This is a genomic window from Euzebyella saccharophila (assembly GCF_014855495.1).
GTDB lineage: Bacteria > Bacteroidota > Bacteroidia > Flavobacteriales > Flavobacteriaceae > Euzebyella > Euzebyella saccharophila.
In genome coordinates, this window is sequence record NZ_JACYFJ010000001.1 from 255,810 (window position 1) to 280,461 (window position 24,652).

Consider the following 24,652-nt stretch of genomic DNA (forward strand, 5'->3'; position numbering starts at 1 on the left):
ATGGATTATGCATAATCATGCTCACAAAAATTGTAAATTTTAGTGTTCACAATAAACTCATTGTAATACTATTCACCCTCGTAGTAGTCGGTTACGGAACGTATGCCCTTACTCAAATACCTATTGGTGCCGTACCGGATATAACCAATAACCAAGTTCAGGTCATCACTACCTCCAGAAATCTTTCCACACAGGATATGGAGCAATTTATTACCTATCCCGTAGAACTTGAGATGTCCAACCTTCCCGGAGTGGAAGAAATAAGGTCTGTGACCAAATTTGGATTATCGGTGGTCACCATCGTATTTCAAGACGAGATGGGCACCTATCTCCCTCGGCAGCTCATTGCGGAAAAAATCAAATCTGCCGAAGAAAAAATACCTGTTGGTTTTGGTTCGCCGGAAATGGGGCCCATCACCACAGGTTTGGGCGAGATTTATCAGTACACTCTAGAAATAGACCCTGCTTATAAAGGTCAATATGATGTTACGGAACTTCGTACCATTCAAGATTGGGTGGTTAGAAGACAACTTTCGGGAATACCCGGAGTGGTAGAGGTAAATACTTGGGGTGGTTATTTAAAGCAATATGAGGTTGCCATCAAAACTGAAAAACTAACTGCCATGGATATTATGGCCCATGATGTTTTTTTGGCACTTGAAAAAAATAATAATGTAGCAGGTGGCGGTTACATTGAAAAAGAAAACGAAGCCTATTTTATAAGGGGAGAGGGACTTACCAAGAATCTGAAAGATATTGAAAATATAGTGGTAACCGTTAAGAACGGACTACCCGTCTTAATAAAAGATGTGGCCGATGTGGGCTTTGGTAGTGCAACGCGTTTTGGGGCCATCACCGGTAATGGGGAAGGTGAAAAGGTTCTCGGCCAAATAATGATGTTGAAAGATGCCGACTCTAAAAAAGTTATTGATGCCGTAACGGAAAGGATTGAGAATATTTCAGGTGCGCTGCCAAAGGGAGTCTACATCAATCCTGTATTGGATCGTAGTGACCTCATTGCAAAAACCACATTTACCATTACTGAAAATCTGGTTCTGGGTTTTCTTATCGTCATTTTTATTGTGGTTCTGCTCTTAGGAAATTTTCGGTCCGGTTTGGTAGTGGCATCCGTTATACCGCTATGCTTGCTTTTTGCTCTCTCGCTAATGTACATTTTTGGCGTTGATGCCAACTTAATGAGTCTGGGCGCCATAGATTTTGGTATTATTATAGACGGAGCAGTGATTATTGTGGAGTTCATTGCATTTCAAATAGCATCGAAAAGCTCTGAACTATGTCATTTATCAAAGAAAGAACTACAAACCCGTAAAGATGCTATTACGGTAAAGAGCGCTTCCAAAATGATGAACTCTGCGATTTTCGGTCAACTGATTATCTTAATCGTATTTATCCCAATCCTTTCTTTGAGCGGAGTGGAAGGTAAAATGTTCAAACCCATGGCTCTAACCTTCAGTTTTGCACTCTTGGGCGCAATGGTTTTTTGCTTTACTTATGTACCGGCAATTGCATCGCTTATTTTAAAACCTTCAAAACAGCTAGCTGATGGGACCACATCTAAAAAGAAGGGGGTTTCAGTGAGATTGGTCACTTGGCTAAATAACACCTACGACCCTATTATTGATTGGGCACTAAACAGCAAAAAGCTAGTTCTGGCGTTGGCCTCTATACTTCTTGCACTAAGCATTTATATTTTTTCTACGATGGGTGGCGAATTCGTACCCACCTTGGACGAAGGAGACTTTGTTATTCAACCGGTATTAAAAACGGGAACCTCTCTTCAGAAGACCATTGAAACAACCACGAAGATCGAGGAAATACTTTTGAAAGAATTTCCTGAAGTAAATCAAGTGGTCACACGTATTGGAGCGGCCGAAGTGCCTACCGACCCAATGTCAATGGAAGAAAGCGATGTAATTATTTCACTAAAACCGGAAAACGAATGGACCACTGCGGAAACCAAAGACGAGTTGGCCAACAAATTCAAGGAAGCACTATCCGTTATTCCAGGAATTGGAATTGAATTTACCCAACCGATTGAGATGCGGTTTAATGAGCTTATAACCGGTGTTCGTTCCGATATTGCCATTAAAATTTTTGGAGAAAATCTGGAAATCCTCAGTAAAAAAGGAAATGAAATAAAAAACCTAATAAAAGACGTGCCCGGGGCATCGGATATTACCGTGGAGAAAATTGTGGGACTTCCCCAGATGAATGTAAAATATGACAGGAAAAAAATTGCACTCTACGGACTCAATATTAAGGATTTAAATGACATGATCTCCATGGGGTTCGCGGGAAGGACCGTAGGGAGTATGTTCGAGGGAGAAAAAAAGTTCGATTTGGTAGTTAGGTTACACAAAGACAATAGAACGGAAATGGAGCACCTTAAAAACCTCTATGTAGACACCCCAAATGGTTTTAAAGTTCCCTTGAACGAAATTGCCGAAATCTCCTACCAAAAAGGGGCCGCGAAAATTTCAAGGGATGATACCCGTAGGAGGATTGTTGTTGGAATTAATGTTCGCAACCGAGACCTGCAATCCGTTGTAAACGATGTGCAAGAACTTATTTACAACAACATCCAGTTACCAACGGGATATAACATTTCATATGGGGGTCAATTTGAAAATCTACAAAGTGCCAAAGCAAGACTTTTAATTGCGGTACCCATTGCGCTTATCTTAATTTTTATCCTTTTGTATTTCGCATTCAAATCGGTCAAAGAGGCATTACTTATTTACTCGGCAATTCCCTTAGCCGCCGTTGGGGGCATTCTTTTTCTATGGATGAGGGGCATGCCGTTTAGTATTTCTGCAGGGGTAGGCTTTATAGCTCTTTTTGGTATTGCCGTACTGAACGGTATTGTGTTGATCGAACATTTTAAAGAACTACAAGAACAACATTTCACAAGTATGGAAAAATTAATAAAACAAGGAGCAAAGGACCGTCTGAGGGCCGTTTTGTTGACCGCTTCTGCCGCTGCCTTAGGATTTCTACCCATGGCCGTTTCTACCAACGCCGGAGCGGAGGTTCAAAGACCTTTGGCAACCGTGGTAATTGGCGGACTTATAAGTTCCACCTTACTTACCTTGTTGGTACTTCCTGTTCTCTATTCCCTTTTTAAAAACGGTAAGAAACTCAATTTAAAGGTAGGTAATCAAAGTAAAATTAGGATATTGTCAAATGTGTGTTTAGGAATTTCTACCATCTCTTATTCCCAAGAAACACCCATAAATTTAGAGGGGCTTATCCAAATAGCCTTTGAAAATAACTCCGGATTCAAAGCTGCACAATTGAAAAAGGAAAAATCGAAGACGCTTTTGGTAAATGCTTTCGACTTCGATAAAACAGAAATATACTATCATTACGATCAAAACAACCTAAGTGTTGGAAACTTGCCCCTGAATGTTTGGGGCATACAGCAAAATTTTTTGTTCCCAACGGTATATTTTAGTAAAAAATCTGTTCTTAAAAAAGAGTTACACCTTTCTGAAAAAGAATTTGAAATTCGAAAAAAACTCCTAAAAAAAGATGTTTCGGTTGCCTATTACAATTTTTTATATCAAACCGAAAAAGAAGCCATCTACCGGGCTTTAGATAGCCTGTATACCGATTTTGCCCGTATGGCCAAACGTAGGTTTGAACTTGGCGAAACCAATTATTTGGAGAAAATCACTGCATCAGCCAAACGAAGGAGAATTCAAGTAGCACTTGAAAAAACTAAGAAAGATGTAACCGTAGCCTATTCTACAATCTTAGGCTTGATTCAAACAACGGACTCCGTAAAAATTATGGTAACTCCAGCGGAAAAAATCGGATTAAAGCTAATTTATCCAGAGAAAACCATAGAATCAAGCTATTATCAATCCTTAGCGGAAAAGGCACGAGCCGAAAAAAAACTTGAAAGCCATAAATTGTTACCGGATTTGACCTTTAATTATTTTCAGGGAAGCAACAGTGCATTGAGCAGTCCGCTTTACGGCTATCAAGTAGGGGTCAAAATACCTTTACTATTTTCTGGTAATAAATCCAGAATTAAAGCTGCAATGCTTTCAGAATTAAAAACACAGGAAGAATCCAAGGAATATCAAAAAAACCTATCTGTAAAGCACAGCAACCTTTTAAAGGAACATGAAAAATATGCCCAAACACTAGAATACTTCAAAGAAGAAGGAATTACCCTCTCCGAAGAGATATTAAAAACGGCCACCATTTCTTTTAAAAACGGGGAAATAGATTTTTTTCAATACATACAGAGTTTGGAGAACGCATATGAAATACAATTAGAGTATTTGGAAAATCTTAACCTGTACAACCAGACAACACTTGAAATCAATCACCTTAGCCTTGAGTTTTAATAACACATACCATGAAAAACATAGTATTAATTATCTCCGCCACCCTTCTAACCGCCTGCGGAAATACCGATAAAAATAACGCAAACAACAATGCGGAAGCCCCGCATTCATCAAATAGTTTTATTAAAGTTAGCCAAGACCAATTTAACAACGGAAAGATGAAATTGGGTACCATAGAAACCAGGCCCTTTCTTGAAACTGTTGAGGTAAATGGTATGATAGACGTGCCGCCAGAAAATAAGGCAGTCGTAAGCGCTACCATGGGAGGTTATATCAAAAGCACCCCTCTTCTAATAGGAAATCGAGTTAAAAAAGGCCAACTACTTGCCACTATCGAAAACCCCGATTTTATCAAACTACAACAAGAATATCTAGAAGCTAAGGAGCAATTGACTTATTTGAAAAACGAATTCGAAAGACAAACGGCCCTAAAGACCGAAAATATTACTTCGGAGAAAAAATTTTTAAGAGCAGAGAGTGAGTATAAAACTACTATGGCAAGGTATGCTAGCCTTAAAAAACAACTGGCCATGATAAATATTTCCGCGGCTGAAGTTGAAAAAGGAAACATATCTACTGTCGTTTCCATCTATTCGCCTATTAATGGAAGTGTCACCCAAATATACGTAAGTAAGGGATCTTATATTTCCCCAGCTTCCCCTATTCTAGAAGTCATCAATAATGAACATATTCATCTGGAGCTTTCCGTTTTCGAAAAGGATATCATGAAAATAAAAAAGGGTCAGGAAATTCAATTCCGTATTCCGGAAGCTTCTGACTCCGTATTTCTGGGCGAAGTTTATCTAATCGGTACTTCTATTGATCCAAACAGGACAATTAAAGTTCACGGCCATTTAAAGAATGAGGCCAAAAACCAATTCTTGACCGGTATGTTCGTCACTTCTAAAATTGTGATAGGTAGCACGGAGAAATACGCGCTACCCTCAGAAGCAATAGTCTCCTTTGAAGATAAATCTTACATATTACAACTAGAAAAAAAAGAGAACGAGGTTTACTATTTTAAACAGACAGAAATAGCGCCCGGAAACCTTCATAAAAATTATACATCAATCACCAATTACCACCAATTACCAAGCGAATCGTACTATTTAACAAAGGGAGCCTATGACCTCATAGGAGAATAGATGGTGAAGCTAAAATGAATATTTTATAGATGATGACCTAACCAAGTCCAACATCCAATGTCATCATGATGATAAATCCGCCTACAAAACCCATAGTGGCAATGTCCGTATATTTATCCTGTTGGGTTTCGGGGATGACCTCCTCTACCACCACAAAAAGCATAGCACCGGCAGCAAATGAAAGCGCATAAGGTAAAATAGGTTCGAAAGTTAGAACGGCCCAAGCCCCAAGAACTGCGGCTATAGGTTCAACGATGGCGGAAGCCTGTCCGTACAAAAAGCTTTTCGTACGGCTCAAACCATGTCTACGTAAGGGCATGGCCACAGCAAAGCCTTCCGGAAAGTTTTGAAGTCCGATACCTAAGGCTAGGGCTACCGCACCTCCAATGGACGCCCCGTCAAAACCGGCGGCCACACCTCCAAAAAGCACTCCTACCGCCAAACCTTCAGGAATGTTGTGCAAGGTAATGGCCAAGGTTAAAAGGGTGGTTCGCCTCCAAGGTGTTTTTACCCCTTCGGCTTCACTTTCCTTAAAATTGATATGCAAATGTGGAAGAATCTTGTCCAGTGCAAAAATAAAGGCTGCGCCTAACAAAAAGCCGACCGCCGCCGGAATCACCTTTACAAAACCTTCCCCGGGACTCATCTCAATACCCGGTGCCAAAAGACTCCAAAAACTGGCGGCTACCATCACTCCACCGGTAAATCCCAACATTCCATCCAGTACGGCTCGGTTCATCGTCTTAAAGGCAAATACCAAGGACGCCCCCAATGCTGTAAGTCCCCAAGTGAAAACGGTAGCATAGAATGCTGCCAGAACGGGGTCTATAGATTCAAAATAATCAATTACCTGCTGTATCATTATTCCGTAATTTTTAAATATAAATTGGATGCAATCTGCTGGGAGATATGAATATCCCTATCTCCAATTCTAATATGCAAAGAACCGTCAAACTCCTCTTTGTCCATCACCAAAACCGCATCTCCCAAGGCAATGTTATTTTTGTCGAGAAATTTTAGAAAAGGCGCTGAAGAATCCTTCACCCCCACGCAAACACCACTTTTACCAATAGGCACTTCGCTCAACAACTTTTTAATGGCTTTTTTGAATTCCCCTTTTTTAGAAGGAATGGGATCACCGTGGGGATCCACTTCAGGATATCCTAAAAGCTTATCTAAACTATCGGTCAGTTTTTCGCTTTTTATATGCTCTAGCTGCTCTGCCACCTCATGGACTTCATCCCAGGAAAAATCAAGCTTTTCCACTAAAAAAACTTCCCACAGACGGTGTTTTCGCACCAAGGTAAGTGCCGTTTTTTGCCCATGTTCGGTAAGGCTAACACCTTTGTAAGGTTTATAGTTGACCAAGCCCTTTTCCGACAACTTTTTGACCATATCGGTTACCGATGAAGGTTTGGTATCCATCTCTTCTGCCACTGAATTGGTGGAAACTGTTGTGTTTTCACCTTTCCCTATGTGATAAATCGCTTTTATATAGTCTTCCTCTGAAAGCGTCATAGTATTTTTTAAGAATACACAAAAATACATTTTTATAACTAAAAACAAATTTTTAGTTTTGTCTAAATTTAATTTTATATCTATTTAAATATTTATTTTGCTCACACAAAATTTTAGATTTATCATACTCTTCTTCAATATATTAATCGGATATTCGCTTTACGCCCAAAACGGTCAATTGAGCGGAACTTTAACCGATGGTGATTTTCCCGTGCCCTACGCCAATATTTATTTACATGGAACCGATTTTGGAACGGCCTCCGATGAAAATGGAAGTTTTTTAATCCCAGACATTCCCGAAGGAAACTACACCCTAAAAATAAAAGTGTTGGGCTACCAGCCTTATTCCAGTAGCATTAACATACAATCGGGGAAAACGAAGAACCTCAACATACTTCTTCAAGAATCATCGGAACAACTGGAAGAAACGGTGGTTACCGGCACCTTAAAAGCCGTCAGTCGATCGGAAAGTCCGGTACCGGTTGAAGTCTACAGCCCCACCTTTTTAAAAAAGAATCCCACCGCAAGCATTTTTGAGGCTCTTCAAAATGTAAATGGTGTTCGCCCACAAATCAACTGTAACGTGTGCAACACAGGTGATATACATATTAACGGATTGGAAGGGCCCTACACTTTGGTTCTTATAGACGGAATGCCCATTGTTAGTGGCTTGGGAACGGTATATGGTCTATCGGGCATTCCCAACTCCCTCATTGAGCAGATAGAGGTCGTGAAAGGGCCAGCGTCTAGCCTTTACGGGAGTGAAGCCGTTGGCGGACTTATCAATATTATTACCAAAAATAGCTTGGACGCGCCCGACTTTTTTGCAGATGCTTTTACCACGAGTTGGGGAGAATATAATTTAGATGTGGGAGCTAAAATTCCAGTTGGCAATAAAACGGATGTTCTCTTGGGCGTGAACTATTTTAAATACGATGAGCTAATCGATAATAACAATGACAACTTTACCGATTTAACACTTCAAGATAGAATTTCGGTATTTCAAAAATGGAATTTTAAAAGGGACAAATCCCGCATCTTTTCCCTTGCCGGAAGGTATTTCTATGAAGACCGATGGGGAGGCGAGTTGCAATGGACCCCAGAGTTCAGGGGTGGGGACGAAATCTATGGTGAAAGTATTTACACCAGCCGATGGGAAGTTTTAGGAAAGTACCAGTTACCTCTTGAAGAAAAAATGCTGCTTTCCTTTTCCTATAACGACCACAAGCAAAACTCAGTTTATGGAGACACCCCTTATATTGCCGACCAACGAATAGGTTTCGCACAATTGACATGGGATAAAAAAATAAAATCCCACGATTTATTATTTGGGGCGGCCGCTAGGTACAATTATTACGACGATAATACGGCCGCTACTGTAGAAGAAGATGAAGTTGTAATTCCCAGTCTTTTTGTACAAGATGAAATGCAATTGGCGCAAAAGCACTCTCTATTGCTGGGTATGCGCTATGATTATGATGAAAGGCACGGTAACATTTTCACCCCCAGAATGGCTTATCGCTGGAAATTGAACGAAAATGATATTCTAAGATTTAATGCCGGTACCGGTTTTAGGGTCGTCAATTTATTTACCGAAGACCATGCCGCTTTAACAGGAGCCCGCGAAGTGGTGGTTACCGAAGAACTGAATCCTGAACGATCTATCAATTTCAATCTGAACTATCTCAAAAAATTCTATGGCGATAACGGAACTTTTATGGGGTTGGATGCATCCGTATTCTACACTTCATTTAGCAACGCCATTTTACCAGATTACGACACCGACCCTAATAAAATTATTTATGACAATCTAGATGGAAAATCGGTTTCTCAAGGTGTAAGCCTCAATTTAGATGTTGTTTTCCCCAGCAGTTTTAAAATTATGGCCGGCGCTACTTTACAAGATGTTAGCCAAACCGAAGATGGTAATAAACAAAGGCAGATTCTGACCGAAAGATTTACAGGCACTTGGGGCTTATTTTATGATATTAGGCCCATTCATCTATCCATTGATTATACAGGGAACCTTTACGGACCCATGCGACTACCCCTATTAGGAGAACAAGACCCCAGACCAGAATACAGCCCTACCTGGAGCATACAAAACATACAATTCACCTACAAAGGAATTGAAAATATTGAACTTTACGGAGGTATAAAAAACCTTCTGGATTGGACACCCAATAGAGGCACCCCCTTTTTAATTGCCCGCGCCAACGACCCTTTTGACAGAGATGTTACCCTTGACAACAATGGTGACGTGGTCGCAACGGCGAACAACCCGAACGCCTTAACCTTTGACCCCTCTTATGTTTACGGACCCAACCAAGGCATCAGGGCTTTTTTTGGATTACGATACCGTCTCGATTGAACAACGATATTATAATTATATATGTACATTTAGACTACTTTCTAGAAGCCTAAATGTCAAACCAAACTATTCACTACGATTATATCATTATTGGAGCCGGAGCTGCCGGCCTTATGTTGGCCAAGGCAATGAGCCAGGATTCCTTTTTTGATAATTCAAGCATCCTATTGTTAGATAAAGATTCAAAAACAACGAATGACCGTACGTGGTGTTTTTGGGAAAAGGGAAAAGGTCCGTTTGACCACTTGGTAAGCAAAGAATGGAAGCACATTCATTTTTCAGGAAAAGGGTTTTCAAAAGATTACAAAATTGCCCCCTTCACCTATAAAATGGTGAAAGGGCTTGATTTTTATGAGGATGCGCTGAACTATATTTCCACTAAAAACAATATCCGCTTCAAGGTAGAAGAAGTACTTTCTATTGAAGATAAGAATGAATTTGCCTTTATAACAACATCAAAGCAAACCTACAGTAGCAAAAGGGTTTTTAATAGTATGTTCTCCTATGATAGGGCGAACCAACAAACAACATACCCTGTACTTCAACAACATTTTCTAGGTTGGAAAATTAGAACAGACCAAGCGGTATTTGATAAAGATAAGGCCACCTACATGGATTTTTCCGTTCCTCAAAAAGGAAATACCCGGTTTATGTATATGCTCCCTTTTTCGAGCAATGAGGCTTTGGTAGAATATACATTATTCAGCAAAGATTTGTTATCGGAAGCCGAATACAAAGATGCTTTGCAAACCTATATTTCAGAAGATTTACAAATCAAAAATTTTGAAATTGTAGATACAGAGTATGGAAGCATTCCCATGACCTGCTACCCTTTCTCAAAAAATAACAGTCGGCATATATATCATATTGGCACCGCGGGCGGTTGGGCCAAGCCTAGCACAGGATATGCCTTTATGAGTACCGCAAGAAAAATTCCCAAATTAATCCATCACTTAAAAACAGATAAGTCCTTAAATATCCTCAAATTTAAGAACCGCTTCTGGTACTACGACTTGATTTTACTTGATGTTTTGGCCAAAAACAATTCACAAGGTCATTCCATTTTCACCTCTATTTTCAGAAAAAGAAGTCCTCAATTGCTCTTTAACTTTTTAGACGAAAACACTTCCCTAAAAGAAGAGCTCTATTTTATTTGGAGCTGCCCTAAATGGCTTTTTACCAAATATTTAGCAAAGAGATTAGGAATCACCAAAAAATCCTAAGCAAAATTTAAATAAGCCGCATTTACAAGGCGAGCAAAACATTTTTAACAACTTTTTATTGTTTTTAACGAATATTGGCTACATTTAGCCCCGATATAACTTAAGAAACTCAATTAATATGAACTACCAACCTAACCTAAGTAGGGAAAGGTATGTGCGTTTTCTACGCCACTTTTTCACCCTCCTATTATTTCTTGGGGGAACAAAATTCTCTATCGCCCTAGCTCAATCAACCATAGAAGGAACTGTTACAGATGCGGCAGGAACCCCTTTGCCCGGTGTGAGTGTGGTAATCGATGGCACTACACAAGGTGTCTCAACAGATTTTGACGGAAACTATTCAATTAATGTAGAAAGCTCAGATGCAGTCTTGATTTTCTCATACATCGGTTTTGTTTCTCAAACGATTTCGACCGATGGACGCTCGAGCATAGACATTCAAATGCAAGAAGATGTAGCCAACTTAGACGAAGTCGTAGTTGTTGGTTATGGTACTCAAAAAAGAGCTACCGTATCTGGATCTGTTGCCTCTGTTAAAGGGGAAGAACTAACCAAATCTCCTACCGTGAACCTGACCAACTCGCTTTCTGGTCGAGTAGCAGGTCTATTTGTCAACCAGCCAAGTGCTGAGCCGGGCTATGACAATGCAACTATAAGAATAAGAGGTACCAACACCTACAATAATACTGGCGCATTAGTGGTTGTAGATGGTATTCCTGACAGAGATGGAGGGTTAGGTCGAATTAATCCAGCTGATATCGAGAGTATTTCTGTTCTTAAAGATGCGTCAGCTGCTATTTATGGAGCTCGTGCGGCTAACGGGGTAATCTTGGTAACCACCAAACGCGGAAGATCGGGTAAACCAAAAATCACCTATTCCTCCATGCAGGGTTGGGCAACGCCAACGGTAATTCCAGAAATGGCCAATGCCGCCCAATATGCCGAACTTAGAAATGAGCTTGATATAATCTATAACGTGCCAACAAATGAATGGGAGGCGGCTGCAAATGCCTATAACACCACCGGCACCTATACTAGATTGAACGGAACCGAACGAAGTGCTGTATACTCCCCAGAGGATATAGAGCTTTTTAAAAATGGCACCGATCCATGGGGGCACCCTGATACCGATTGGTTTGACGAGACCTTCAAAAGAGGATCGTCCCAAGAAAAACACACCATGCAGCTAACCGGCGGAAGTGAAAACTTTAACTATTTCAGTTCTTTGGGCTACCTAAAACAGGATGCCTATTATAAAAACTCCGCCACCGGTTATGAACAGTATGACCTACGTGTAAACTTGGACGCCAAGATCAGTGAGGGCATACAACTTAAAATAGGAGTTTTAGGCAGAGAAGAAATTAGGAATTTTCCAACGGAACCCGCCAGCGCCGTATTTAGAATGTTGACTCGCGGTAGGCCCACGGAGCCTGCCTATTGGCCCAATGGCTTCCCTGGTCCGGATATTGAGAACGGCCAACAACCCGTAGTAATAACTACCAGCCAAACAGGTTATGATAAGGACACTCGGGATTTCTTTCAATCCAATGCCACCCTGGATATTAAAATTCCATGGGTAGAAGGCCTTAAATTTCAAACTACCGCAGCCATAGACAAAAGCTTTTTAAATCGAAAGGTATGGAGGACACCATGGAACCTATATACTTGGGATGGGGTAAACAGGGACGAATCTGGCCTTACCCCAGTTCAAAGGGGTCCTGCCGAGCCTAGATTAACCCAATATTCACAAAATCGCTTGAATATACTTTTAGGTGCCAACCTTCAATACGAAAAATCTTTTGGAAACCATAACCTTCTAATTCTAGCTGGAACCAACAAAGAGACCAAAACTTACGAGGGCTTTGAGGCCTTCAGACGATATTTCATTTCCCCTTCGATTCAAGATTTATTTGCAGGGGGAACCAATGAACAAAATATCGACGGCTCTTCCGATAGAGCTTCTAGGTTAAACTATTTCGGCCGCGTTGGTTATGACTTCTCGGAAAAATATTTAATGGAATTTCTTTGGAGGTATGATGGATCCTATCTTTTCCCCGAGGATACCCGTTATGGATTCTTCCCAGGTTTCAGCGCCGGTTGGGTCATAACCAAAGAAAATTGGTTTGACGGCATGAATAGCGACTCCTATCTTAACCACCTAAAGCTTCGTGCGTCTTGGGGACAGTTAGGTAACGATAAGTTTGATGATAGTGAATTCCCCGCCAACCAGTTCTTGGCCACCTATGGCTTTGGAACATACGTAGTTAACAACTCTTTGGTTACTACTCTAAGTGAATCCAGGGTGCCTAATACAGGCATTACTTGGGAGGTAGCCACCAACATCAACGTTGGTCTTGACGCCCGCTTTATCAAAAACAAATTGAACTTAGAATTCGATTGGTTCCTAAACAAGAGAACGGATATCCTTACCACGCCATCTGCATCCTTGCCTGCACTTTCTGGTATTTCCCCTCCACGGCAAAATTTCGGTGAAGTGGAAAACAAAGGTTTCGACTTTATTTTAGGCTGGAACGATTTTATTGGTGAAGAATTTTCTTATGGGGTTACCATAAATGCGGGATATGCCAAAAACAAGATCATCTTCAATGATGAGGCCGAAGGCTCCCCCGAATGGCAACGTGTTACGGGCCGCATGATTGGAGCCGAATTGATTTATGGTTATGATGGTGTATTCGCTACCCAAGAAGATATAGACAACGAACCATTGGATTATTCTGCCATAAATAGTAATCTCCGCCCTGGTGACATGAAATACTTGGATTACGATGGGGACGGTAGAATAACCCCAGATGACCGTTACAGAAACGATAAAAATGTCTATCCTACTTTACAGGGAGGCATTAACCTTACAGCCAGTTATAAAAACTTTGACATCAGCATGTTGTTTCAAGGAGCTTGGGGCGGAGAGTTGTTCTTCAACTTTAACGAGGCAGGAACCATTGGAAATTACCTAGTAAGAGATTATAACAATAGATGGTCACCAAACAATCCTAGCAGTGTTCATCCACGAATTTCGGATAGGGGAGACCAATATTATAGCAATGGCAATACTTATTGGAGGCAGGATACGGACTATATGCGTTTGAAGAATTTTGAATTGGGCTATAATTTCCCATCTGAGATTATTGACCATGTTGGCCTAAGCAATCTTAGGTTCTATTTAAACGGCTCCAACCTATTTACTTGGACAGATGCCCTTTTTGACCCTGAAGGTTTGAACACCAGTGGAAGGGACTATCCAGTTTCCAAAATCTTTAGTGCCGGTTTTTCTGTATCATTCTAAAAAACTAAGATAAAATGAAAATTATTCAAAATATAAAAAGATGGCAGCTCGTAATTTTAGCATTGCCTTTTGCCTTGAGCTGTAATGATGATTTTACGAGCATTACACCTCTCAGCGACGTTTCTGAAGAAAGTGTTTGGTCCGATGCAGGGCTTGCCGAGGCAACAGTGACTGGAGCGTATAACGGGCTTGGTGCCGGCGGTTTAGATGAACAAATGTTGGCTTCCTTGACTGATGAGGCTCTTTTTACTCATCCAGATAGAGGAATTAATACTATTAATGAATCCCGTTCCAACTCCGCAGAAACTGGCTGGATCAATAACACGTGGGATTGGAACAATATGTACGGGTATATTAGGGATGTAAATCTGGCGATTACCAACTTAAGCACGGGGCAAATAGAGGATACGGATCTGGTAAATCGCCTTTTAGGTGAATCCTATTTCCTTAGGGCCTATTACTATCATCAATTACTTAGATTTTATGGTGGTATTCCCCTAATTGACGAACCTCTGCAATTAGATTCTGATTATAACATTCCTAGAAACACTTTTGAGGAATGTGTCAATTTCATTGTGTCAGACTGTGAGAGAGCATTTGATTTACTTGATGGTCGCGAAATGGAGTCAGGCAGAGCTAACCCTACAGTCGCTTTAGCCCTTAAAGCTCGTATTTTACTCTATGCCGCAAGTGACCTGCATGACTATCCCACAGCATCTGCCAATTCAACAACACTTGCAAGCTACTCCAACCCCGAGTTAATCGCATACACTTCTGGAGACCAACAACAAAGGTGGGTTTTAGCTCGAGATGCCGTAAAAGAAGCCCTGGATTATTCCAGCACTGGTTATAGGCTAGATTTGAACGCGCCGGTATCCCTGGAAGAAGGAGTGCAGAACTATTCAGACATATATTTGGCCAGAAATGGAGGGGAAACGGACATTATTTGGGAACGTCAATATGTCGAAATCAGTGGCCCCGGACGGCGAATAGGCTTATTTAACGGTCCTAACGGATACCATAACTGGGCCGGCAATGCACCCTTACAAAACTTGGTCGATGATTATGCCATGAGCGATGGTTCCGAATTTGATTGGGACAATCCAGAACATGCTAGCACACCTTATGAAAATAGGGAAGCTCGGTTTTATGCCACCATTCTTTATGATGGTGCCGATTGGAAGCCGAGGCCTTCCGATGTTGCCGAACGTGACCCTGCCAACCAAATCCAGACTGGAAAATACGAAGTAAATGGATCGGGCGCTGTTGAAGAAATTTTTGGATTAGACACTCGTGAAGGTCCTGTAGAAGACTGGAACGGTACCCGTACCGGTTACTATACCAAAAAGTTTATCAACCCAGATCCTGCTTTTGTCGACCAATTTGATTTTCAAACCATACCTTGGCCTTTCTTTAGGGAAACGGAACTGGTCTTGAACTACGTAGAAACCCTTTTGGAAACAGGTGACGAAGGGGAAGCCATTAATTGGCTGAACAAAATTAGGTTTAGGGTAGGCCTTCCTGCGGTTACCGCTACGGGAGACGAGCTTGTAGACGTTTATAGAAACGAAAGAAGACTAGAACTAGTTTACGAAGAACACAGGTACCACGATGCTAGAAGATGGATGATTGCCCCTGAAACATTTGGAGCACCTGCCGTAGCCACTACAATCGATGCTGATTTGAAGCCCGGTGCCACTGTCTCTATATATAAGTATGACAAGGACAACTATGATTATAAATATACTTCTGAAGATATTTTATTTGAAAATCGCTTTTGGTTGGATAAAACATATTACGTACCAATCAGAATTGCCGAATTGAACGCCAATACCGCTTTAATTCAGAATCCTGGTTATGATTAATTTTAGTTTATAGTATATAATTACGGCCCTAGTTCATTGAACGTAGGGTCGTTTTTTTAATGCCCCTTCTCTTTTTGTAGATTTACCTTATTACTTTCAAGAGCACCTGTTGATGAAGTCAATTAATCGAAACATATCTAAAATTTGTGAATCATATCGATTCACCCTCTACATCTCTTTTTTACTAATCTTTTTAATGACTAGTTGTGAGAAAACTTATGAGCTCTCTGGAAAAAATGCTTCTACTGAACGAATTTTTACCAAGCTTAATTCAAACGAGACTGGAATTGATTTTTCAAATCTTTTAGACGAAGACATTCGATATAATGGCCTGCAGTATGAATATTTTTATAATGGTGGGGGTGTAGCCGTGTCTGATTTCAACAATGATGGGTTAAAAGATATATTCTTTGTTTCGACCATTAACCAGCATAAATTGTTCTTGAATAAAGGGGATTTAAACTTTGAAGATGTATCTCACATGACCGGCATTCTTAATCAACAGCACTTCTCCACAGGCGTCACTGTTGTTGACATCAATAATGATGGTTGGATGGATATCTACCTATCTAATTCGGGAAAATTTAAAAATCCAAAAACCAGAAGAAACAGGCTATATATAAATACAGGTGCCAAAAACAAAGAAGGGATACCTATTTTTAAAGAGGAAGCTAAAAATTACGGCCTTGACAGTTCAGATTGTTCTACCCAAGCCTCTTTTTTTGATTATGATAAAGATGGTGACCTTGATATGTTTCTTCTCAACCACAGTCCCAGCCCTTACCCAGAAGATAAATCTTTGCTTGAGTTATCACAAACAGATGGAGGAGTCGCCAACAACCGCCTCTACAGAAACGATAACGGACGTTTTATAGATATTAGTAATGAAGCAGGTATCATACAGAACCGCTTGTCTTACGGGTTAGGAATCTCAATAAGCGATATAAACAACGACACCTGGCCAGACATTTATGTAGCCAATGATTTTACGGGTAAAGACTTGCTCTATATAAATAATCAAGATGGCACTTTTGTAGAAAGAATTAACGAAGCCACAAATCATATATCCTTTTTCTCAATGGGTAATGATATTGCCGATATCAATAATGATGGTTGGATGGATATGATGGTGGTAGACATGATGGGCGCTAACAATTATGACATTAAAACCAGTATGAGCGGTATGAACCCTGCACGTTTCTACGAAACGGTAAATTCAGGGCAACATTATCAATACATGTACAACACCCTACAACTTAACTCAGGCTACCTTCAAGAAAATGGGGTGCCAATTTTCTCAGACATTGCTCAATTGACTGGGGTATCGAATACAGATTGGAGCTGGGCTCCCCTGTTTTTTGATATGGATAATGATGGACATAAAGACCTTTTTGTGTCGAACGGTATCAAAAGAGACTTTAGAAACAATGATTTTGTAAACTACGTCAACAAAAAGCAAGACTCTATACGCCAAGCCAAAAGCATGGATGTTAAAGATTACATCTCCGATGTGATGCTAAAAATGCCTACTAGAAAAAAAGAAAACTATTTTTTTAGAAACTCAGGTAATTTAGAATTTACCCAAATGAATAAGGTATGGGGCGACAGTATAGAGACCAGTTCCAATGGTACGATATATGCTGACCTTGACAATGATGGCGATTTAGAACTCATCGTCAACAATACAGATGACCCGGCCTATATTCTTAAGAACAATTCAAGGGAGCTTGGCCTTGCACACTATTTGACTATTGCCTTCAATGGGCCAGATGGTAATCGAGATGGAATTGGCACCAGGGTAACCGTCCATTCCTCGGCAGGAAAGCAAACCCAAGAATTATATTTTTCAAAAGGTTTTATGTCGGCAAAGGATAGAGAGCTTCATTTTGGACTTGGTAACGATGAAACGGCATCGGTAGAAATTCTTTGGCCAGATAACACTAGACAACTCTACCCAAATGTCAAGATTGACAAAACAATGGTAATTGATTATAAAAATTCCGAGGCCAGGACGGCCTATGAAGAAACCGTGGTCGACTCAACACTCTTCATCAAACAAAACATAGAAGGCCTTGAATACAAGCACGTAGAAAATTCATTCGATGATTTTAAACGAGAGAGTTTACTTCCTCACAAAATGTCAAATGAAGGGCCTGCTCTGTCTGTAGGAGATATCAACGGCGACGGTCTGGAAGATGTTTTCGTCGGTGGGGCGATAGGGCAAGCTAGTGCACTTTTCACGCAAAATTCCGATGGTAGTTTTACCAAAGTCTTAACTACAGCCTTTGAAGACACCTCTATGTATGAAGATGTTTCTTCGTTACTTTTCGATGCCGATCAAGACGGTGATCTTGACCTGTATGTTACTAGCGGAGGTAATGAATATTCAGAAGGCTCACCCTATCTTGAAGACAGGTTGTACATAAACTACGGTAAGGGTCAATTCAAATTAAATAAAAATGCCCTACCAGTTATCTCAAACAGCAACTCCTGCGTTAAGCCTGTTGATTTCGATAAAGATGGTGACCTGGATCTATTTATTGGAGGCCGACAAATTCCAGGGAAATACCCAGCTCCAGCAAGGAGTTACATATTAATCAACAAAAGCTCTAAAGACCATATTAAATTTACTGTAAGTGATTTTACGAAAAATGATGTATGGAATGTTTTAGGCATGGTGACCGATGCTGTTTGGACGGATCTAAATGGAGATGGCTTTTCCGATTTGGTTGTATGTGGCGAGTGGATGCCCATTCGAATTTTTGAGAACATTCAAGGTAAAAACCTTGAGGAAAAGACTAATCAATATGGCCTTACCAATACCAATGGTTGGTGGTATAGCCTAATAGCAAAAGATTTTGATAAAGATGGTGATATAGACATTATAGGTGGCAATCTTGGTCTTAATTATAAGTACAAAGCCACCTACAAGGCTCCTTTTGAAGTCTTTGCCGATGATTTCGACACATCAGGCTCCAACGACATCGTACTAAGTTATTACGACGATGAGAATTTAGTACCATTGCGTGGCCGCGAATGTTCTTCGAACCAAATGCCCTTCATAAAAAAGAAATTTCCAACTTATGATTCCTTCGGGAAAGCTGCGATAGATGACATTTTCAATAAAAATCAATTAGAAAGTTCGCTCAACCTAAAGGCTTATACCTTTGCCACCTCTTATCTTGAGAACAATGGAGGAAAATTTGAGGTCATGAAGATGCCAGTAGACGCACAACTATCGTCGGTAAATGAAATAATAGCTGAAGACTTTGACGATGACGGCCACTTGGATCTTTTAATGGCCGGTAACCTATATGCCTCTGAGGTGGAAACACCTAGAAACGATGCACTATTATCTTTGTTTATGAAAGGTCTAGGTAATGGTCAATTTGAACCATTATCAGCAGGAGATAGCGGATTAATGACAAAGGGAAGCGTCAAGGGCGTTCAACTGATAAACGTGAATGGAAACAAAATGGTGGTATTTGCCATAAACGATGATACTTTAGAAATTTTCGGTATTCGTTAAACCTCCCTAACCATCAAGCTCTCGCCAAAAAACCTTAATAGTTCTTTCTTTTGCTGAGATATAGATAGGGATTCAAGTACTTGAAATGCATTCTTGGAATATCTTAAAATCTCCTTCTTCGTAATTTCTGCAGAACCGCTTTTGATAAAAATTTCCTTTATGGTATTTATTTTTTCAATCGGATTTTTTGGCTCTATGGAATAGAGGTCAATTAATTCCTTACGCTGTTTTTCACTACCCATTTCCAAAGCTTTCAGGTATAAAAAAGTCTTCTTATTCTCTATGATGTCCCCACCCACCTGTTTACCAAATGTATCAGGGTTTCCAAAAGCGTCAAGATAATCATCCTGTAACTGAAAAGCGAGACCCAAATTAAGACCAAATGAATAGATGGCATCCTTTTCCTCATCGGAAGCATTGGCGACCACAGCACCCATTTTTAAAGCCGCTGCAATCAGAACAGCTGTCTTATATTCAATCATTTTCAAATATTCCGGAATGGTAACATCTTCTCTAGATTCAAAATCGATATCATATTGCTGACCCTCACAGACCTTTAGGGCTGTCTCACTAAACAGCTCGGCCAAACTCCTAAAAACTTGGGGAGGGTAATTTTCAAATAATTGATAGGCCTTGATTAACATAGCATCACCGGAAAGAATACCTGTATTTATATCCCACTTTTCGTGTACGGTAATCTTTCCCCTTCTTAACGGAGCTGCATCCATAATATCATCATGAACCAAGGAAAAGTTATGAAAAACCTCCACTGCCAATGCTGCATTAAAAGCATCCTTATAGCTTCCATTAAAAATATCTGTGGACATTAATGTAAGAACAGGGCGTAGCCGCTTTCCTCCCAATCCTAAAATATATGTTATAGGAGCGTATAGATTTTTAGGCTCCTTGGTTTCAATTTCACTATTTAAATAAGTTAGAAATTCTTCTCTATAAAAGTCGATGGAATGCATAAAGTCGATTTTCATCAAAAATACATCCATTTTAGAAACAAATGGACCTCCTTTACTACTGATAAAAAAAATAAGAAGGAAAAAATGCAATAGATTTTAAAAGCTTCGTCTTAAAGGGTGAAGTATGGTTTAAGACCCATCCATTTCATGAGTGCAGAAACAGACAACTATACTAAACTATCTACGTTTTTTAGTGATGAATATCGCTCTCTAAGAGCGTATGCAAAATCGCGTATAGATGACACTACTGATCGAGATGCCGATGATATCATTCAAGACGTTGCCGTTAATGTTTTTTCCAGAGCCAATAGTGCATTACCCATAGAAAACATAGCTGCCTTTGTCTACCGTTCCGTAAGAAATAGAATTGTGGACATCATGAGAAGTGGCAAGAAAGAAAGGGCCATGGAAGAGGAATCCGAAAAAAATCTTCTACAACTAGGTGAAGAATTGTACCGAGATACAGAACAGACCTATACTGATGAATTGACGAAGCGCCTAAAAGCAGAAATAGAAAACTTAAAACAACCTTACAGGGAAATAATAATTGCAATAGATTTTGAGGGATACAGTTACAAAGAAATTTCTTTGGAGACCGGTATACCCCTAGGCACTTTAATGTCCAGAAGACATCGAGCATTGTCCTTATTGCTTAAAGCATTGGAAAGTAAAAAAGAAAAGTACACTAAAATTTAGGATATGAAAGATTATGTAGAACATCAAGTTAAATCAAATTTTGAAAGGGTGGTAAAGAAAATCGTGAAGTTAATTTTCATCATCATTCTTATCATTTTATTATTTCTACTCTTTGGATACGGGTTCATGTATCTATGGAATTGGCTAATGCCAGATATTTTCGGGCTCACCACCGTCAATTATTGGCAAGCGGTAGGGATTCTCCTCATGGCCAAAATTCTTTTTGGAGGTTTTGGTGACCATAAATCAGAAAAAAAAGGGAAAAAAAAGGGAAAAAAATGTAGAACGGGAAAAGGCTTCAATTTTAAGAGCGACTTTTCTAAATGGAAACATTATGAAAGTTTTTGGCAAGAAGAAGGGGAAGAGGCCTATAACGCCTACGTAGAAAGAAAAGCGAAAGAGAGGAATAGCCCGGAATAAACCATCAAGTTAAAAAAACGTAAAACTTAAGAAACTTTTTGTGTTTTTAAAGTTTCCTGATTTATCTTTGCCGCCGATTATGATGGAAAAGATTTTAGAAAAAGCGACAGATATGTTTCTCAACTATGGTTTTAAAAGCGTAACCATGGATGATTTAGCTCAGGAAATGGGTATTAGTAAAAAAACCATCTATGCCCATTTTGAGAACAAGACCAAACTTGTAACGGAATGTACCAACAGACTTTTTGTTATTATCTCAGGTGGTATAGACGGCATTTGTTCCTTGAACAAAAATCCCATTGAAGAGTTGTACGAGATTAAAAAGTTTGTCATGCAGTTTTTAAAGGATGAAAAATCATCACCTCAATATCAACTTCAAAAGTACTATCCTAAGATTTTCGCGACCATGCGTGAAAAGCAATATGACAAAATGAAAAGTTGTGTGGTAGACAACATTGAAAGAGGCCTTGAACAGGGTATATACCGTGAAAATCTTAATGTAGAATTTATATCAAGAATTTATTATGCTGGCGGGCTTACTATTAAAGACCATGCCCTTTTTCCGCCAGATAAGTTTTCCCAATCCCAATTAATGGATGATTTTTTAGAATATCACCTCCGCGGAATTGTAACGCCAAAGGGCAGAAAGATACTAAATACAATAATCAACTCTAATGAAGAATAGAATGCAAAAGCTAATTCTAAACCTCCTCATTTTAACTTTGCCTTTTATCACATTGGCTCAAGAACAGCAAGTGGAGCAAACCTATAGTTTTACCCTGGACGAGGCTATTGCCTTTGCCCTGGAAAATAATTACAGTGCCATTAACTCTGATAGGGACTTAAGAGATGCCCAAAAACAAAAATGGGAAACCATTGCAGAAGGCTTACCTCAAGTTAATGGATCGGTTAGTTATCAAAACCAATTAAAACAGCCCGTATCGCTTTTACCGGCCGAGCTAGCTGGAGGAGAACCTGGAACATTTATTCCTGTGGTTTTTGGGCAACCCCAGCAAATGACCGCAACTGCCACCTTGACCCAGAAAATCTTTGATGGATCTTACATTGTAGGTGTTCAAGCGACCAAGGCATTTTTGGAGTACAGTGCCAATAACAACGAAAAAACCGACCAAGATGTGCGCAAAGCGGTTGTAGAAGCCTACGGTAACGTTCTTTTGGCGAGAGAAAGTGTTTCCATTTTTGAAAAGAACAAGTCCAATTTAGAAGACAATCTTTTTGAGACGCAAAAACTTTTTGAAAACGGATTGAGTGATGAGGAAAGCGTAGAACAATTGCAAATCACCTTATCCTCTGTAGAAAATCAACTAAAAAATGCCATTAGGTTAGAGAACATAACCTTACAGATGCTGAATGTAGTTATGGGTATTGCCATTGATGCTCCTACAAAATTAGAAGATACTTTGGACAATCTAACGGAGCAGCAAATAGATTTCTCCCTTATGGAAACCGAGTTCAACATCGAGAACAATGTGGATTATAAAATAGCATTGAATCTTACAGACCAAAGGTTCTTTGAACTAAAACTTGCCAAAAGTAGAGCCCTACCAACGCTAAATTCATTTATTAACTATGGCAGTTCTTCCTTTGCGGATAAATTCACTTTTTTTGATAGCGACCAAGATTGGTTTGATTCCTCGGTTTTGGGTCTCGATCTAAGTATCCCCATTTTTAGTTCCGGAAAAAGGAGCGCTAGCACCGCAAGGGCAAAAATTGCTTTGGAAAAGGCCCAGACCCAATTATCAGAAGCGGAAGAGCAAATTCGCCTCCAACTGGAATCTGCCAAAAGTGAGTACATTCTTTCCATTGAGGAATACAATACGGCAAAGCAAAATTTAGGCTTGGCAGAACGTATAGAAAACAAAAACCAAATTAAATATACGGAAGGTTTGGCCAGTAGTTTTGAACTACGCCAAGCCCAGACCCAATTATATGATGCCCAGCAAGGCTTCCTTCAATCCATGGTGGAAGTCATCAATAAAAAAACGGCATTGGAACTCATATTGAACGACCCGCAAAATTAACTTAGAAACAACAACCTCATTTAAGATGAAAAAAGTCATATACTTAGTAACCGTTTTATTGGTTGCCGCCTGCGGCAGCAAAGAACAGTCCGTAGAAAGTCTTATCGGGCAAGGAGATTTGGAGTCTTTGCGAGCAAAGAAAAGTGAACTATCTGCACAGCAAAAGCAGATGGAGGCCCAATTAAGAATGCTTGATTCTGCTATTGCAACCAAAGCCGGGGTGGAAAAACTTCCGTTGGTAAATACCATCTTGGCGGAAAGTAAAAAGTTCGACCACTATTTGGAACTACAAGGAGATGTTAGCACCAAACAGAATGTACTTATATACCCTGAAATGTCAGGAACACTGCAACGTGTTTACGTAAAAGAGGGACAAAAGGTAAGTAAAGGACAAACCTTGGCCGTGATTGATGACGGGGGTATGGGCAGCCAATTGGCCCAGCTTAAAACCCAAGCTCAGCTTGCGCAGACCACTTACGAAAGAAGAAAGCGTCTTTGGGACCAAAAAATAGGTTCTGAGATTGAATATCTGGCCGCCAAAACGGAGTATGAGGCTACTCAAGATGCCATCAGACAGGCTGAAAGCCAATTGGGAAAATCGACCATAAGAGCACCTTTTAGCGGAATTATAGATGATGTCATTAAAGATCAAGGTACGGTTGTTTCTCCTGGGCCGGGCTCGGAGGTCTTCAGAATTGTGAACCTTAGCGATATGTATATTGAAGTAGATGTTCCGGAGACTTACTTAGGGGCTATCTCAGAAGGCAAGGACGCACTGGTGTATTTTCCTGTTTTGGGAGATAGCATTACCACAAAAATCCGTCAGACAGGTAATTTTATCAATCCAGCTAATCGCTCGTTCAGTGTAGAAATCCCAGTTCCTAATAAGGAAGGAACTATTAAACCCAACCTTACGGCAAAGGTGAACCTTAATGATTACACTAGCGACAACGCTATTTTAATCCCTTCAAGCATTATTTCCGAAAACGCAGAGGGCGAGCAATATGTTTTTGTCGCCGATGAACCAAATGCTGAAGGTGAAGCGGTCGTGAACAGAACGATTATTACCACTGGAAAAACCCAGAACGGGAAGGTTGAAGTTACAAGCGGACTTAAAGATGGTGACCAGATCATACAGGAAGGTGCCAGAAGTGTAAAGGACGGCCAGAAAGTAAAAATCAAAAACTAA

Annotated in this window: 15 protein-coding genes; 12 read left to right on the top strand and 3 right to left on the bottom strand. The window is 40.1% G+C overall.

From position 1 onward, the window contains the following. The first annotated feature begins 17 nt into the window (after window positions 1-17). Window positions 18-4,379 (top strand): CusA/CzcA family heavy metal efflux RND transporter, encoded by a 4,362-nt coding sequence (locus IL355_RS01020; protein WP_192460354.1) that lies wholly within the window; start codon window positions 18-20, stop codon window positions 4,377-4,379. A gap of 11 nt (window positions 4,380-4,390) precedes the next feature. Continuing rightward, window positions 4,391-5,524 (top strand): efflux RND transporter periplasmic adaptor subunit, encoded by a 1,134-nt coding sequence (locus tag IL355_RS01025; RefSeq protein WP_192460355.1) that lies wholly within the window; start codon window positions 4,391-4,393, stop codon window positions 5,522-5,524. 37 nt (window positions 5,525-5,561) lie between these two features. On the opposite strand, the gene IL355_RS01030 is transcribed toward IL355_RS01025, so the two are convergent. Both IL355_RS01030 and IL355_RS01035 read right to left on the bottom strand, forming a co-directional pair. Continuing rightward, window positions 5,562-6,386, bottom strand: a complete 825-nt coding sequence (locus IL355_RS01030) for a ZIP family metal transporter (protein WP_225621076.1) — start codon at window positions 6,384-6,386, stop codon at window positions 5,562-5,564. Beyond that, window positions 6,386-7,042, bottom strand: coding sequence for a metal-dependent transcriptional regulator (locus IL355_RS01035; protein ID WP_192460356.1), 657 nt, complete (start codon window positions 7,040-7,042; stop codon window positions 6,386-6,388). Before IL355_RS01035 ends, IL355_RS01030 begins: the two co-directional genes overlap by 1 nt. A 94-nt stretch (window positions 7,043-7,136) precedes the next feature. Here IL355_RS01035 and IL355_RS01040 point away from each other — a divergent pair, with 94 nt between their 5' ends. From IL355_RS01040 to IL355_RS01060, 5 genes are all read left to right on the top strand, one after another. After that, window positions 7,137-9,413 (top strand): TonB-dependent receptor, encoded by a 2,277-nt coding sequence (locus tag IL355_RS01040; protein WP_380081205.1) that lies wholly within the window; start codon window positions 7,137-7,139, stop codon window positions 9,411-9,413. A gap of 53 nt (window positions 9,414-9,466) precedes the next feature. Continuing rightward, entirely contained in the window at window positions 9,467-10,636 is a 1,170-nt protein-coding gene (locus IL355_RS01045; protein ID WP_192460357.1) for a lycopene cyclase family protein, read from the top strand. Between the two features lie 118 nt (window positions 10,637-10,754). Beyond that, window positions 10,755-13,940 (top strand): SusC/RagA family TonB-linked outer membrane protein, encoded by a 3,186-nt coding sequence (locus IL355_RS01050; RefSeq protein ID WP_192460358.1) that lies wholly within the window; start codon window positions 10,755-10,757, stop codon window positions 13,938-13,940. Window positions 13,941-13,954: 14 nt separating this feature from the next. After that, on the top strand, window positions 13,955-15,805 hold the full coding sequence (locus tag IL355_RS01055) for a RagB/SusD family nutrient uptake outer membrane protein (RefSeq protein WP_192460359.1): 1,851 nt from the start codon (window positions 13,955-13,957) through the stop codon (window positions 15,803-15,805). A gap of 196 nt (window positions 15,806-16,001) precedes the next feature. After that, the gene (locus IL355_RS01060; RefSeq protein WP_192460360.1) at window positions 16,002-19,334 is read left to right on the top strand and encodes a VCBS repeat-containing protein; all 3,333 of its coding nucleotides are present in this window, start codon (window positions 16,002-16,004) and stop codon (window positions 19,332-19,334) included. Here IL355_RS01060 and IL355_RS01065 read toward each other — a convergent pair. Beyond that, entirely contained in the window at window positions 19,331-20,305 is a 975-nt protein-coding gene (locus IL355_RS01065; protein WP_192461314.1) for a polyprenyl synthetase family protein, read from the bottom strand. The two genes, IL355_RS01060 and IL355_RS01065, sit on opposite strands and share 4 nt — an antisense overlap. A gap of 147 nt (window positions 20,306-20,452) precedes the next feature. Between IL355_RS01065 and IL355_RS01070 the strand changes: the two genes are divergently transcribed. The 5 genes from IL355_RS01070 to IL355_RS01090 all read left to right on the top strand — a co-directional run bounded on the left by IL355_RS01070 (window position 20,453) and on the right by IL355_RS01090 (window position 24,652). After that, window positions 20,453-21,001 (top strand): RNA polymerase sigma factor, encoded by a 549-nt coding sequence (locus tag IL355_RS01070; RefSeq protein ID WP_192460361.1) that lies wholly within the window; start codon window positions 20,453-20,455, stop codon window positions 20,999-21,001. A gap of 3 nt (window positions 21,002-21,004) precedes the next feature. Further along, window positions 21,005-21,421 carry a hypothetical protein gene (locus IL355_RS01075; protein WP_192460362.1) on the top strand — a complete coding sequence of 139 codons (417 nt, stop codon included), beginning with the start codon at window positions 21,005-21,007 and terminating at the stop codon, window positions 21,419-21,421. 79 nt (window positions 21,422-21,500) lie between these two features. Further along, window positions 21,501-22,106: a TetR/AcrR family transcriptional regulator gene (locus IL355_RS01080; RefSeq protein WP_192460363.1), complete on the top strand. Its 606-nt coding sequence runs from the start codon at window positions 21,501-21,503 to the stop codon at window positions 22,104-22,106. Beyond that, window positions 22,096-23,463 carry a TolC family protein gene (locus IL355_RS01085; protein ID WP_225621078.1) on the top strand — a complete coding sequence of 456 codons (1,368 nt, stop codon included), beginning with the start codon at window positions 22,096-22,098 and terminating at the stop codon, window positions 23,461-23,463. Before IL355_RS01080 ends, IL355_RS01085 begins: the two co-directional genes overlap by 11 nt. A gap of 25 nt (window positions 23,464-23,488) precedes the next feature. After that, window positions 23,489-24,652 (top strand): efflux RND transporter periplasmic adaptor subunit, encoded by a 1,164-nt coding sequence (locus IL355_RS01090; RefSeq protein WP_192460364.1) that lies wholly within the window; start codon window positions 23,489-23,491, stop codon window positions 24,650-24,652.